The sequence below is a fragment of the Bradyrhizobium sp. Ec3.3 genome (genome assembly GCF_000472925.1).
In the GTDB taxonomy this organism is placed as follows: domain Bacteria; phylum Pseudomonadota; class Alphaproteobacteria; order Rhizobiales; family Xanthobacteraceae; genus Bradyrhizobium.
In genome coordinates this window covers 20,491-33,715 of sequence record NZ_AXAS01000045.1, presented here as the reverse complement: position 1 = coordinate 33,715, position 13,225 = coordinate 20,491, and the positions used below count along the sequence as shown (strand labels likewise).

The 13,225-nt window shown below is 57.5% G+C and carries 11 protein-coding genes, 1 tRNA gene and 5 pseudogenes; 7 read left to right on the top strand and 10 right to left on the bottom strand.

Annotated elements, in window-relative coordinates; translation table 11 throughout:
• Positions 1-1,339: 1,339 nt before the first annotated feature.
• From YUU_RS52495 to YUU_RS56945, 3 genes and pseudogenes are all read right to left on the bottom strand, one after another.
• Positions 1,340-1,889 (bottom strand): annotated as a pseudogene (locus YUU_RS52495) (hypothetical protein); the annotation flags it as partial.
• An 81-nt stretch (positions 1,890-1,970) separates the two neighbouring features.
• A pseudogene (locus tag YUU_RS62440) lies at positions 1,971-2,150 on the bottom strand (SPOR domain-containing protein); the annotation flags it as partial.
• 267 nt (positions 2,151-2,417) lie between these two features.
• Positions 2,418-2,675 (bottom strand): DUF2786 domain-containing protein, encoded by a 258-nt coding sequence (locus YUU_RS56945; protein ID WP_084801649.1) that lies wholly within the window; start codon positions 2,673-2,675, stop codon positions 2,418-2,420.
• Between the two features lie 278 nt (positions 2,676-2,953).
• On the opposite strand from YUU_RS56945, the gene YUU_RS0132475 reads away from it, so the two are divergent.
• Entirely contained in the window at positions 2,954-3,913 is a 960-nt protein-coding gene (locus YUU_RS0132475) for a hypothetical protein (RefSeq protein WP_156944622.1), read from the top strand.
• A 406-nt stretch (positions 3,914-4,319) separates the two neighbouring features.
• Here the strand turns inward: YUU_RS0132475 and YUU_RS0132470 are convergent.
• Positions 4,320-4,409: transfer RNA gene (locus tag YUU_RS0132470), tRNA-Ser, on the bottom strand.
• 175 nt (positions 4,410-4,584) lie between these two features.
• On the opposite strand from YUU_RS0132470, the pseudogene YUU_RS0132465 reads away from it, so the two are divergent.
• Positions 4,585-4,905 (top strand): annotated as a pseudogene (locus YUU_RS0132465) (Ku protein); the annotation flags it as partial.
• A 537-nt stretch (positions 4,906-5,442) separates the two neighbouring features.
• Here YUU_RS0132465 and YUU_RS0132460 read toward each other — a convergent pair.
• Together YUU_RS0132460 and YUU_RS61555 are read right to left on the bottom strand one after the other, a co-directional pair.
• The gene (locus YUU_RS0132460) at positions 5,443-5,709 is read right to left on the bottom strand and encodes a hypothetical protein (RefSeq protein ID WP_156944621.1); all 267 of its coding nucleotides are present in this window, start codon (positions 5,707-5,709) and stop codon (positions 5,443-5,445) included.
• 51 nt (positions 5,710-5,760) lie between these two features.
• A complete protein-coding gene (locus YUU_RS61555; protein WP_245288163.1) occupies positions 5,761-6,144 on the bottom strand; it encodes a hypothetical protein in 384 nt (127 codons plus the stop codon).
• On the opposite strand from YUU_RS61555, the gene YUU_RS62830 reads away from it, so the two are divergent.
• Entirely contained in the window at positions 6,034-6,417 is a 384-nt protein-coding gene (locus tag YUU_RS62830) for an NlpC/P60 family protein (protein WP_371260530.1), read from the top strand. The two genes, YUU_RS61555 and YUU_RS62830, sit on opposite strands and share 111 nt — an antisense overlap.
• Positions 6,418-6,641: 224 nt before the next feature.
• On the opposite strand, the gene YUU_RS56935 is transcribed toward YUU_RS62830, so the two are convergent.
• Positions 6,642-6,848, bottom strand: a complete 207-nt coding sequence (locus YUU_RS56935) for a cold-shock protein (protein ID WP_084801647.1) — start codon at positions 6,846-6,848, stop codon at positions 6,642-6,644.
• A 499-nt stretch (positions 6,849-7,347) separates the two neighbouring features.
• Between YUU_RS56935 and YUU_RS52490 the strand changes: the two genes are divergently transcribed.
• Positions 7,348-7,611, top strand: a complete 264-nt coding sequence (locus YUU_RS52490; RefSeq protein WP_035663993.1) for a DUF3551 domain-containing protein — start codon at positions 7,348-7,350, stop codon at positions 7,609-7,611.
• A gap of 232 nt (positions 7,612-7,843) precedes the next feature.
• Positions 7,844-8,024 (top strand): annotated as a pseudogene (locus YUU_RS61550) (NYN domain-containing protein); the annotation flags it as partial.
• 101 nt (positions 8,025-8,125) lie between these two features.
• Here YUU_RS61550 and YUU_RS52485 read toward each other — a convergent pair.
• Positions 8,126-8,848 carry a response regulator transcription factor gene (locus YUU_RS52485; protein WP_084801655.1) on the bottom strand — a complete coding sequence of 241 codons (723 nt, stop codon included), beginning with the start codon at positions 8,846-8,848 and terminating at the stop codon, positions 8,126-8,128.
• A gap of 535 nt (positions 8,849-9,383) precedes the next feature.
• Between YUU_RS52485 and YUU_RS60445 the strand changes: the two genes are divergently transcribed.
• Entirely contained in the window at positions 9,384-9,773 is a 390-nt protein-coding gene (locus tag YUU_RS60445) for a hypothetical protein (RefSeq protein WP_198031865.1), read from the top strand.
• Positions 9,774-9,875: 102 nt separating this feature from the next.
• On the opposite strand, the gene YUU_RS0132430 is transcribed toward YUU_RS60445, so the two are convergent.
• Both YUU_RS0132430 and YUU_RS61545 read right to left on the bottom strand, forming a co-directional pair.
• Complete coding sequence (locus YUU_RS0132430; protein WP_027526090.1) at positions 9,876-11,219, bottom strand: IS1380 family transposase; 1,344 nt, start codon at positions 11,217-11,219, stop codon at positions 9,876-9,878.
• A gap of 353 nt (positions 11,220-11,572) precedes the next feature.
• Positions 11,573-11,850: pseudogene (locus tag YUU_RS61545) on the bottom strand (coproporphyrinogen III oxidase); the annotation flags it as partial.
• Between the two features lie 706 nt (positions 11,851-12,556).
• Between YUU_RS61545 and YUU_RS0132415 the strand changes: the two are divergent.
• Complete coding sequence (locus YUU_RS0132415; RefSeq protein ID WP_027526088.1) at positions 12,557-12,751, top strand: hypothetical protein; 195 nt, start codon at positions 12,557-12,559, stop codon at positions 12,749-12,751.
• Positions 12,752-13,225 lie beyond the last annotated feature (474 nt).

Below are 13,225 nucleotides of genomic sequence, written 5' to 3'. Positions count from 1 at the left end.
CGGCTCGGCGCGCGCCGCGTCCAGTAGCAAGCCGAAGCCGTTCTAAGCGGCCTTGGCGGACATGGTCTTCGTGCTGAGATCCGGAGCCCTTAAGAGTGGTTATAATGGACAAGGTAGCAACAATTTTCGAGTGGATTCCATTGTCCACAGGTCGCTTTGCGTTGGTTGCCGCGCACGCATGCCGTCGGCGCAGGTGAAGGGAATCGAATCCTCGTATTCAGCTTGGAAGACTGATCCCTACGGCCCGCTGCGAAACTCTTCACGCCCGAAAAAACAACCCCCAGGGATTGCGAGATCGAAGGGTTGCATCAACGGTCGGCCAAACCTGCCGCAGCGGAGCCAATGGTGGGGTCAATTGACGGTTGTCGCCACGGGGTCCTTTGGTTGCAGCCATTTAGTTAGGCGCTTGGTTCGGGTCCCAGCGCGAGTTATGAGATCCCTAACTTCCCCGTGCTCGAACTCGCGCGGGCTCGCCGCGCGGTTGAAAGGCGCGTACTTCAACCTCAACGTCCGCGGCCGATACTGGATTCCCTTAAAGCCGGCGCCGGTGACACGGACCGAGACGCTCCAGCCCCCGGTTGATTTTTTATTTTAAAAAAATCCGCCATTGGGGCGGGCGCGATTCGCGTCGCCGGGTCCAAAGAGACGTTGCGGGAATGGTCGATGGTCTCAAGAACCTTCGCGCCGTCCGAAATCCGTCCGCTATTGGACTTAAGCGTAGACTTACACGGATCGTTGCAGATCCGGTCCATAAGATCGAGCGGCAGACAGATCCATCACGCCGCCAAGGATTTGAGTGCAATCATTCATCTCCGCAACAGGATGCAAGAGCTCATCATCGGTGACGGCGGAGGAGATCAGGGAGATCGCGCTTTTCCTCGCGGGGCTTGTTCTTGTCGTCTCTTAGCCACCAGCTGGGGCAAGGGGATGTAATTTCATAACCACAATACGGCCAGGACGGCGGACAAGGGTATGGCTTCATTTCCAAGCCGCAAAACTGTCGCATCGTTTGTGGCTTCTCTTGCGCGAACACACGCTGCATCAACAGGCCAAAGACCAGCACCCAGAGTGCCAGAGCAACGCACATAATTGAAAACCTCATTCGTCGCATTGTTCGCACTCGGGCGGATATTCCAGTAACACGCTACAGCCAGAAATTCTATCGGAGTTCAAACGAGGTTTTATGATCGCCATGGTTGAAGGGCCTTATCCAATGGATCACCCTTCTTGGTCGGTCGAGCATTTTGCGTCGCCAGCGGGGCACCCTGAAGGTACTAGTTCCGGAAACCGGTAAAGCGTCTTAGCAGTTGGACCCTCGGCTATGTCCTGTGCCAAACGGCTATTCTCCCCATGCGGCGAAGGCATCCTTGAACGCGCGTTCACCCGGTGCGCCCTTTTCGATCGCGATGATGGCACGACGCTGGTTGGCGTAGACCAGCGGTATGTCGAACCAGGAGCGCTCCTCCAAAAGCTCGATGTTGCGCGCGGTTGGCACCGACGTTGGAGAGGCCGACCAGGAAGAAGCCGTCGGCGACCTTCACCGCAAGGCCCGCAAGCAGCGTGCCGCGCGCCTGGAGGTTCGACCTCATCAGGATGCCGGGGACGTTGGCGACGCCGCCGCCGGAAAAGTCCTGCGGCAGGATGAAGGTCAGCTCCGCGGTGTGGCTCGCCGGCAGCGATGAATCGGTGTTGCGGCGGAACGACATCGTCATCTTGAACTTGCGGTCGGGGATGTCGATGTCGGCGCGTACGGCAATGTCGGGCCGCTGGTTGCCAGACGCCTTGATCGGCTCGGCGCGCCAGACCACCGAGCCGACATAATGCTTGCCCTTGGGATCGGACGGATCCTCGTCATAGAGCACGACGCGCTGCGCCACGGGGGCGATCGGCTCCGGGGCAGGGGCGCCAGTAGCCACGCTGGAGGCCGGCAGCACGCCGAGGCACTGGCCACCGACGGCCTCGTAATTGTCGCAAAAGCGCGTGGCCCCTTCACGCGATGCGAAGGGGCCGACCATCGCACGATAGTACACACCATTCTTTGCGTCGTACCGCTTGATGACGGGCGAGCGCGAGCCGAGCTGGTCTGGATACTTTTTCTGCATCGCCTGGAACGAGGCCTGTGCCTCAGTCTCGGTCAGCTGCGAAGACACGGAGACTAGGAAGCGTCCTTCGCTAGAGGCAGCTTCCTGGCTTGCCTGCGGGAATATCTGATCCGCCGCTGGTACGCTGATAGCGGGCGGTATCTGTTGCTGTTGCGGCGGTGGCTGCCGCCCTGACGCTGTCCACGGCGGCGCCACATTGTCCTTCGACGCTTCTCCGACCTGCGAAGGCTTGAACAGCCCGCTCACGCCGGTAACCACCGACTTGCCCCACAGCACCGCCACGATCAACAGGATGCCGACGGCGATCTCGCGGCCTTAAATGGAAACCGCACGCCGATGCCAGCGGATTTTTTTGGGCTCTGGCTGTTGCTCTTGTTTCGGCTCGGCGGGCTCGGGTTGGGGTTTCCGCGATCGTGGTCCCGGCCCGGTGCCGTAAAGCTCCTCGTGGCCTACCTGATACTTGTCGATGAGGGCTTGCGCCTTCGCATGCGCTGCCAACGCCTCTTCCACGGGACAGCCATTGGCGACCGTCTTTTGCAGGAGCGCCCTGATCTTACTCAGTGCCCAGGTCACGGTCGGTCATGCAGGATCATCTCGATCCCAAATCAGCTCGCGGCGCCGAGTGACGCCTCCTGCGGGCAATGACCGCAAAGAGGCCGCCTCTGTGTCAACAAAATTACTTTACTTTGCCTCGGGCATCATTGAGGGGCAAGAGCAGTAGTTCAGGTCAAGTCGCGCTCCAGGTTCAATTTCAATCCACAATCCTTACCTGCGAACACGCGCTTTGGTATAGTCACCCTAAAAGGGCATTTGCTCGTGTTGCTCACGTCTTTGGGCTGGGGGCCACTTTCATGAAAGCGGACGCTAATCGAAAGCACGAAGCGCATGCTGCTTCAGCACCACGTAAAGCAGACGGCTCGTCAAATTTCCTAACAGGCTTCTCGCAATTGCTGAAAGCCTTAGCTTTGGTGGTCCTTATAGGCTGGGCTTTGCACGACAGAGATTTCGTTGAAGACTGGTTGTTCTCGTTGTCTGGCGGCGAGCTCTTTGGCTTCAAGTTCCAGCGGGAGACAATTGACCAAGCAACGAACGATTTGCAACGGCTGGCAAAATCGTCCGAAGACTCCTTTGATGAAAAGCTGGCACAAGTCGCTATTGTTCGCGCCTCGAGAGTTGCTCCAGCGATTGTTGAATCGCGTATACTTTGGGTCGATGATGGATGGTCAAAAAGTAAGCCAAACAATCCATTCAACAACACAATCGTCGGCATCTTGGAGAAGCTGAAGATTTCCGTGGTCACAGCGTCTTCGACTAAGGAGGCAACGGACGCAATGCAGATAACCCCCTTCGATATTATCATTTCCAATGTATGGCGTCCAGCTGACACCGAAAACTTGAAGCGACCGCTGTCGATGTGCAAAGTCCATTATTTTGATTTTCCAAACAGTGAGGAAGCGAACAAGTTTATCAAACCGGTAGATGTCGTATTGAGCGGGTACGAGCGTGCGCGAGAGATCGCCCTGACGGAGTTTAATAAAGAGGCCAACGCCCACGCTGCAGCGGGTTTTGTTTTGGCAGAATCTATTTTTGCAGCTCCGAGCACTGATAGGATCCGCCCGAACGTAATTTTGTTTGCTGCTGCTACCGCCAGGGTCGCTAGATCATTGTGTGATTATACGATCACTAACAGAGGAGATGTTTTGCTGAATGCTGTTGTGAGTGCTCTCGAAAAAAAACACGCCAATTTATTAGTTAGACGACACGTCAACAACAACGATCAGCCGACTTCGAATGATAAGGCGACTCCATAGGCAGAAGCATTACTGGATTGATGCAGGCGATGCTGAAGCCGTAGCGCGCGCAAAACGCACGGCCACAATTTTCAAATTTTCTTTTTTGTAAAATCTGACATCGGGACGGGCGCGATTCACGCCGCCCGGTCCAAAGAGACGTTCGCGCTGAAGGGTGGTCGAGGACCTGCGCCGCCAATCGGACGGCGGGCCCGAAGAACGCAACGACTCGCAGCCGGCACCTCGCGCGATTGACGCCACGTCGATATTTGCCGGGTTGGTCATAGCGGTTACGGTGACCACGCAATGTATCTCCGATGCGAAGCCGACGAGGCCGAAGAGGGGTTCCGGCGGGCCGCACGAAAAGGGGATTGATTAGGGGACAGGTACCAGACCGTCGTGTAAGTCATTGAAAACACGTCATTGCTGGCGGAGAGGGAGGGATTCGAACCCCCGATAGGCTTGCACCTATGCCGCATTTCGAGTGCGGTGCATTCAACCACTCTGCCACCTCTCCTGAAGGCGCCAAATCGGGGATGCCCCGTGCGGTTGGGGCGTGTTCTAGGCGAGGATGGCGGGCTGGACAAGGCCGAGGCGTCTCGCCTATCCCTTGACAGTTCGGATGCCGACTTCCTCGCGCCCTGTGACCCGGCGTTTTTCGGGCTCAGCGCTTCCCCGGCTGGTCTGCGGCCGCGAAGCACATCGTGAACCAGAAGCAGGCTCGTTTCGAGCCGAACAAGTTCGAGGATCACTATGAGACGGCCCTCATCGACCTCATCAACAGCAAGTGTGCAGGCAAGCCCATCACACCGACGCGCGGCGAGAACGTCGTCGATCTGATGGAAGCGCTGCGCCGCAGTGTTGGGCAGGAAGCGGCTCCGGCGAAATCAGCGAAGAAGCCGTGCAAGGCAGCGAGCGACCAGAAGGAGATGCTGCTGCCGATTGAAGGCAAGAAGCCGAAGAAGGCAGCAGTGTCCAAAAAACCGTCGGCAAGCCAGCGCAAATCTGCCTAGGGCGTCGGAAGTCTGGGCTTCATTCAGTTTTTGCTTTTGAATTCCCACCCAGCGAGCGTCGGCTTTCCCGTGACTGAGATAGTTTCGGGTTCGATGCGCGTCCTGATGCGCCGCTCGTTAGTCGCGAATAGCCGGTCACGCCTTACCACGTGGCTGCGTAGGCGGAAGCGGAATGGGTCGCGCTATGGAGCGTGAAGCGCGTGACGGGTTGCCTGCCCTGACCTCATATTGATCGGCAAGCTTCAAGAGACGTTGCTTGGTAAACGGATCAGCTTGCTCAGCGATGTCGCGGACCAAGGAGGCCCGAGCCCGATAGAAATCCTCGTTCATAAAACACCAAACACATGCGGGTCTGCTGGTGATATATACCGCTTGATTCGCTAGCGGTCTGTTTCTTTCTGCGATAGTTAAGCGCATTCCGATTTCATTGAGCTAGCGTGAATCAATAACGCCGCGGCGGCTTGCGCATGGGTGAGGACGCGCCTCACCCATGCTCGTGAATTGCCCCGCTAAATTGCCGCGCGCATCGAACAAACATCACTGCAGCGTACGCGGACCAGCCTCCATCGTCCTTGCCAGCAGCCGGTCTTCAAGCTGGCGGATCTTGTCCAACAGCTCATGAGCCGCGGCGGCATCGCGGGCGTGGTGATTGACGACGCCGCCCGTCAGAAATGCAATTGCCAAGGTTGCGTCGGAAACATCTTCATCCATAAGCACCGCCGCCAGCTTCTCGGCCAGCAGCTTTGCGCGGTCCAGAGGATCGCCTGTCGCTCGTGACGGCACGGGCCGTACCGGGTCTGCCATTCTAAGCTATCCTTGCGTGAGGTAATTTGTAGCATCTACATTCCCGAGCATTCAATCTTTCGCATCACAAATGCCAAATTTGGACGTGCAAATTCGCAGGCGTCGTTGTTCCATAGCAATGGATTCCAAATTATCGTTATCGAGTGAGGAACGTTTCTCCACCCTGAAGGTCAGCTCTCGGATCGCGCAGCGGCGGGTCAGCGAATAGTCAGGGCCAATCGTCGATTGAATGTCACGCAGCGGAATCTCCTTTTTTTCATTGAGGCGCCTACGAGCATGTGCACCATCGATATTGACCCTGAGATTCCCGAACGATTTTGGCGGATACGCTACGACACCGCCCATGATCCGAATTCGCCGACTCTGCCAGACATTGGAAGCGGGGCAAATTGCCAGAACTTCGCCTACGAACTGCTGCGGCACTTCGGGCGACACGTTCCCAAGCTGCGATCAAGTAATCTTTGGGAGGATACGGCATATACGATCTCCGTCGACGAATACCGCCCGCTAGACCTCCTACTCTTCAACAAGAGCCAAAGCGCCTGGGGAGCTCATGTCGCCGTCTACGTTGGCAATGACCGGGCGATCCATCTAAGCCGCAGTGTTGGCGTGGCCGCTGTATGGCGCCTTGCGCAGTTCGCGCAACATCCGGAGTACCGGGTGCTCGTTGGAGCGAAACGAGCGTTACGCTCCACGTCCGATCGCTAAACTTGCGTGGCGAAAGCAAGTTGAAGCCCCGCTCGTCTTCCGGCTGAGACTTGCGGCGCAAACTTGACTGCAAAGACAGAACCGCCGGAAGGTTTAAATCGATGTCACAATTACGTTCCTGGACAGGGCTCGGCCTCAGGGCACCGCGCGTGAGCTATTTCCTTGCGATGATCGAGAGCCACACACCGCGGATCAATTCGGTCTACGAAGTCCTTTTGAAGATCCTATCCAACGCGGAGATTTTCAGCGGAAAGTTTCCCAGAACGACCGGTCTTAGGCTCGTAGCTAATTCGGGAGCCCTCCGCCAGGCCAGTGTGGCCAGCCTTTTCAACGGCACTAACGTGCACGAAGATGTCAGGCCCCCCATCTTCCGGTTCGATAAACCCATATCCCTTGGTCGGGTTGAACCACTTCACAGTACCGATTGCCACTGCTGTATCTCCATATTGAAGTCACTCAATTTAGACGAGGGCCGAGGCCGACATCAAGTGTGACGAGTGCCAAGACATTCCGATCCTCCCGCAGCTCCGATAGAGAGGGACATCCGCCCTGTTTGAGCACGTGGGCGTGACCGATCAGACAAGTCGTGGGATCGAGCCTTGTTGACCGACGGTTCGACCACCGAAACCAATTCGGCATTGCTGGCTGTCCTGTCCATACCCGAGCTTCGCCGGTCCGCAGCGCGAACGCTCGCATGACGCAGCAAAAATGCGATTTCGTCGCCGAAACGGCAGGAATATTGCGCGCGTCTCATCGAAAAGCAGATCCCGCAGCCAGCGAACGCCAACGAGAGCTTTCGTGTGCGATTGTGACCTCTTCTCGGACAGTGTCCTGGCAGCGACCGCGGCGGGCTGTTTGCCGTTGACTAAGATCAAACCATGCCGTGCGGATCCGCTATCCTCGGCAAGACTCAACGGAGGCTAGACTCTCATGCGTTACCTTTGCATTCTTGCGCTAGCGCTTTCCTTCATCGTCGGTCCTGGACCGCGTTCCACCGCCGCTCCACGGGATGGGAGCCGCATGCCCCCCGCTCCGCAGGACCTCTATTGCCTTCAGGGACGTAGTTGGGGCTATCCGGGCAATTGCCAGTTCTCGACCTATGGCCAGTGTATGACCAGCGCATCCGGCACAAACGCCTATTGCGGCATCAATCCGATCTACGCGTTCGAGCGACATGGACGGCTGCAGCGCTGATTGAAATCGCCGCCGAGGCGAGGTGAGTGTGCTTGGCGTAAGTCCCGCAAAATTAGACATGCCTATTCGAGACGCAGCAACGAACCATAGTTGGGCGCATGCCGCGCCAACTTTGCCGCCTTGATCTTGAGGCCAATCGTTGGCTGCGGTCCCTGTCGGACGCGATCTTTGGCCTAAGGCGTGCTCTCACACTCCCCCCAAATCTGCGTTCGCTTGGCCCAGGAGTGCCCCAGGGGACGGCAACTTCCGCCGGTTCCTGGAAGGCGTGCAGCGGCGCGGCGTGCACGTAACCGTGGTCTCGACGGCAGCCACGCAGCCCTGCGATGGTGGCCCACGAACTTCGCCGACAGGCTAATGAGTTTGTCGTCTTACTTGAGCAGCCAAAAATCGGCCGCGTGGCCGCCAGGCGGCCGCGCGTCTCACCAGGTGCATCTCTCGAGCTCCTTTCGTGCATAGTGGCGGCGCAGAGCCGGTACTTTAGGCATGCATGCGTCGTCCGAAAGAGCGTGGTCGATCATCGTAGAGTGAATGCGGAGCTGCTGTCGAGATTTGCCGCTTTCGATCGCGTATGGAGGTGAATTACGTTTGATTTGAGGATGCTTGGACGTGCCGTTGTAACGTCTGTCCTCATGCTGTCGACGAGCCTAACCACCTCGACAGGTGAACGAAGCTCCAGTTTTCTCATCATCCGCGCACGATTAACCTTCACCGTCACCTCGCTGACATTCAGCCTGACCGCGATCTGCTTGGCGAGCAATCCGTCCGCAACCAATGGTAAGATGTCGCGCTCCCGTGCCGTGAGCCCCTCGACGCGTCGTCGCGCTTCGCGCACAGCGTGTTCGCGCTCAAGTCGCTTTCGGTCGAATTCGATGCCAACCCGCACCGCATCGAGAAATTCCTGCTCGCGGAACGGCTTGGGCAGGAAATCCACCGCACCACGTTTCATCGCTTCCACCGAGATCCGAACATCCGAAACGGCGCTGATAAAGACGATAGGAATCGAGACCCCTGACTCGTGGAGAGTGCGCTGCAGGTCTAAGCCCGTCGGAGATGTGCCGGGAAAGCGAACGTCCAGCACCAGACAAGACGGGCCGTGAAAGAAGTCCTCTATCGCCAATTCGTCAATCGAAGCAAACAACCTCACTCGAATCCCAGCATTCTGGCATAAAGTTTCAAGAGAGCTCCTGATCTGCTCATCATCATCAACCACATAAATCGTTGCCGGACTCGTAATCATGATCGATAGTCTCCTCGTCCAATTCATTTCGTGGCGGGAACCGATGCATCGGTTCCATCTTTGCAATTAATTAATGCAATCCTAATGTAGCGGCGTGACAATGCTGCGATGTAATTCACGCTTCTTGAATTTTGAGTCTCCTGCTGGACATGCGCATTGAGATGATCGTGAGGCATGTCTGCAAGAATGATTTATCAGAAAGCAAGGAAGAACCAGTCCAATTTGAGAATACGTGCCAAACGCCTGGACAATCGCGAGCGCTTGACTGCTCTACCGGACGTCCTCGGCTCGAACAGAATGGACGACCGCAGCCAGTAGTAGACAGTCGGCCTCGGTTGCGCCAGGCTCGCGGTAGTCCCCATGATGAGGGAGATCAGCGTGCGCAGTGGCCAAGCGCTGAACGTTGATTATCACTTCGCCGATCAGCTTGCGGTCTGTGGAAGCCGCGCAGGCTCAACGTGAGCATCATCGATAGCAAGTCACCACTACGGATCGGCAGTACCGAATGCTTCTAAGCCGAGAAGCCTCGAGCAACTTGAAACGTATCCCCGTGCGATCACGTTTCGTGAATATCGGGCTCGTCACGATAGCCGCGCTTCTTCGCGCGATTGGCATATGGTCGGAGATGTTCGCTAGATCGTCTTTCGCAATACGCCAGCCGAATTTGGCTACGTTCTCGTCGTTCGTTGATCTTCCCTACGACGATGTTGACTTGCTGAAGATCAAGCTCGCGATGAAAGTTGGCGGTGAATACAAGCTTAGCCAGATCGGCTTGCGCCGATGGCAAAAGTTCGCGCACGAAACGCGCGCTGATTCGGACAAACTAATTGCTAACCTAATCGCCATGGCCGAGCAGATTCCGGATCTAGCCCGTCTTATTCATGACTGCCGGGCGGGCTGCTGGAACATTTCCGGTCGTGGGTGAAGGCGCGCGCGAACGCTACGGCTTTTTCGCCGCTTTTCGACCGGACTTCGTGAACGCGTTGGAGGACGGCGGCGGGGATGACCGGGGCTCATGCCCCGCGCGTCAGGGCGCTTGCGGGACCAGAGCGTTCGCCAAGCCGCGGAACAGGTCGGCGTCGGGGCAAGCTGCAGCGAAGGCCAGACGGACGCGGCTGGCGGTCTCGATGACACGGGCTGCGATCTTGAGAAGTCTGAGCCTGATGGTGTTGAATTCGGCGGTTGCCAGATCACGCGGCTTCGGGATGGCGTCGCGCACGGCGAGGATGAGCCAATAGGCGGCGGTGTGGAAGACGAGGCGGACCTGGTTGGCGAGCGCCGAGCGGCAGCTGGTGCGATCGGAGGCGAGCTGGGTCTTGTGCAGCTTGATCAGGTTCTCGGCCTGTCCGCGTGCGCAGTAGAGGCTATCATAGATCCACTCGGCCGAGCCGATATTCAGGCTGGTGACGACGTAGCGGATGTCGAGCCCTTGTTGGGTTGCCTCGATGCGGGCGATGACGCGGCGCTCACGATGCCAGGAACCTGCCGCGTGGCGGGTCTCGGTGTAGCCGCGAACCACGATCTTGTTCTCGACCGCACGTTTGGTTCGAACAGCATCGCAGACCTCGTCGACCTTTCTGGCGAGCGGCTTGGTGCCGGCCAGCGCGAAGACGTAATCGATGCCGTTTTGCTCGCAAAAAGTCATCGCCTCGGGGCAGGCGTAATGGCTGTCGCCGCGGAAGGTGATACGCGTATCGGGCCAGCGCCGCCGAATGCGCCGAACCAGGCGGCGCAGATGTGCTCGCACCTCGATGCCGCTCGGCGTCTTGCCGGGGCGCAGCATGACCGCAACAGGCCGGCTGTGCTCAGTGTCGTAGACGTGGATCGGCAGGAAGCAGTGTTCGTCATAATGGGCATTGAACAGCGAGAGTTGCTGACGGCCATGCACCACGTCGACCGTGTCGTCGATGTCGAGCGTGATTGCGCTCGGCGCTCGCGCGTAGCTGTCCATCCATAGGTCAACCAGCGCATAGCTCAGCCGGATCACCTCACGCAGGTGTGGTGCATTCTCTAGGTGCGATAGCGTCGGCTGCGAACACAGATCACGGCCAGTGTCCGGCAGCCGGCCGCAGGCCAGCTTGAACGCCGGATCGCCGCGTAACCGATCGAGATCATTGCCATCCTCGTAGCCGCACGCGATGGCGAAGATGCGGGCGCGGATCATATCCCCAAGGCTGTGCACGATGCGTCCCGGATCGCGCCGCTCGGGGAATACGCAGGACAACTTCGCGGCCAAGCCGAGGCGCTGGTCCGCCATGGCCAGAAGCATGACGCCGCCATCCGACGTCAGCCTGCCGCCGTCAAACGCGGCTGTGATCTTCTTGCGGGAAACGGCTGGAAATGAGAACGGCAGACTCGTATTGTCGGTCATGGCGAGTGTGGCGGCGGCCCGGATGCGCGGAGGGTGGGTGTCAGCAACCGAATCCTACGCCACCTCAGCGGCTTACGCCACGCTCGCCAGCCCCTCAATAATCCGCTGATGAATATGACGGGCTAGTGACCGAGATCCGCGCGCGCACAAGAGGGATTGGGCAACGCCGTCACAGAGCGTTTGGCGAATTCATTAAGCGCGCGAGCAAGGGACTGCGAACGCCTTCTGAAGGGAACGTAAACGCACCCTCCCATCGGGTGCCTTGGGCCGCGCTTGGCCCTTGGCCAGGGTAATATTCCCGTCGGGATCATCCATCGAGATCAACACTGCGATCATCGGTAGCTCTTTTGGTGCTCGGCGACCAAACGGATCTCTTCGCGCAGCACCGCCAAATAATCGAGGATCGGCCCATCCTGCAGGGTCATGGCGGTTGGCAAACCAAATACCGGCAAATCGATCGGCAGAACGGAATATGTAAATAGAGCGATACAGGCTCGTGGGACGGTAGGCGCCTTAGCCATTTCTCACAGGCCTCGACACCGACCTCAGCGGCGAACTGTGATACCGTTGGATAGATCGTATACCAAGGCGACTGGGCATCACAATACTTCTTTAGAGTTGATGACTGCAATGGTTGCTGTCCCTTGCCTGGAGCAGGGCCTTGTTCGCGATCGCTGTAGAATCAACACCAGCGGTGACGTAAAAAATCGTCTTCCAAGTGCTGCCAAGAGCTCTCTTCTGGCTGCCCGGCTGCAAGAGTGCTCGCCAGCGTCGAACCGACGAAGTCTCTTTGTGAACAATCCTGAGCAGCCTTAGCGCCAGCGTCCTCGCCTAAATCCGATGCCCACAATCCATCGCCGGTCTTAAGCTCCGCCTACTATGAGTGAGCAACAAAACAAGCTGATGGATTATAGAGCTCTGGCCTCGATGCTATCGCTGTTGGGCTGGAGCCGAATTTACACGAAAGCGAGCAAGCCTCTTCAAACAGAGGGACATAAGTTATTCGGAAGCAAGGACACATCCGCCGCTCTTTTTGATCCAAACAATGAACCTGCGGTATTGAGGATGGTGGCTGGCGAGTATGCACTCTTGCGGTAGGCCTCCTCGGGTACTCGGATAAAATAGTCAACGAAAGTATAATCCGATCTGCCGGAGTCGTCGGTGAAGTGAACTTTCGTTCTTACTTGCAATCGATCACCTCTTACGAGCGCCAAGTTTGCGCGTATCACTGAGGACCTAGAGTGCCATTTAACTTCTAGGCTTCCATAGTAGGCCTCGAAACTCGGCGTCCGCGCAATACCCAAATCGCAGTCGGTAGGACGACATCTGCTCCACGCATGAACAAGCGCTTTGTCGAACTGCTGGTCGACAAATATGCGTGTAATGATGCCGGTGCTCCGATCCTCATTAGACCAGTTTCCAGCAAACTTAGTCATTGGCGTGCCACCGAGGTTGCGTGGCATAAGAGTGTTGGTCTGCTCGCCAAACGCTGGTTGGAGAAGCAGGAGCGCGAGCAGCATGACCGCGGATAATCGCAACATTGTTTTGTCCTGTTAGTTTGACATTCAACGGTTGGCAACAACCGTGCCAGCTAGCTGGACTCGTAAATGGGAGGTTTGGAGTGGATCTCGTCTCTGCAGCTCAGAGATGCCTCGTCGTAAATCCGACGATCCGCCGCGCCAAAAGACGGCTGCGTGGCAGACTTCTTACTTCCTTGTTCGATTTTGGCGTGACTTGATAGCTGCCTAACAGTTCACTATGGCATGAGTGTACCGTGTGAGAGGCTGACTGCGCCTGCGCACTACGTAGCGCACAAGGCTTCTGATTGCCGAGTTATTGCCTCGCGTAGCTCCTCCGAGCGGAAAACAGAGCGTGCGCGTTGCAGCCATTCGCGTTTCGTCCTGGCACGAGGCTACAACACGAACTCGGGTGTTCCCAACCATCGGGACAGGGCGACTGAAAGCGCGGTTAGGGACCCAAGGTCCTTCGGCGGATGGACAACCGCA

Bases quoted from the DNA above. Each gene is read 5' to 3' on its own strand.
- YUU_RS0132475 (WP_156944622.1), top strand. From the start codon at position 2,954: ATGAAAGCGGACGCTAATCGAAAGCACGAAGCGCATGCTGCTTCAGCA.
- YUU_RS0132460 (WP_156944621.1), bottom strand. From the start codon at position 5,709: ATGGCAGACCCGGTACGGCCCGTGCCGTCACGAGCGACAGGCGATCCT.
- YUU_RS52490 (WP_035663993.1), top strand. From the start codon at position 7,348: ATGCGTTACCTTTGCATTCTTGCGCTAGCGCTTTCCTTCATCGTCGGT.
- YUU_RS52485 (WP_084801655.1), bottom strand. From the start codon at position 8,848: ATGATTACGAGTCCGGCAACGATTTATGTGGTTGATGATGATGAGCAG.
- YUU_RS0132430 (WP_027526090.1), bottom strand. From the start codon at position 11,219: ATGACCGACAATACGAGTCTGCCGTTCTCATTTCCAGCCGTTTCCCGC.
- YUU_RS0132415 (WP_027526088.1), top strand. From the start codon at position 12,557: ATGAACAAGCGCTTTGTCGAACTGCTGGTCGACAAATATGCGTGTAAT.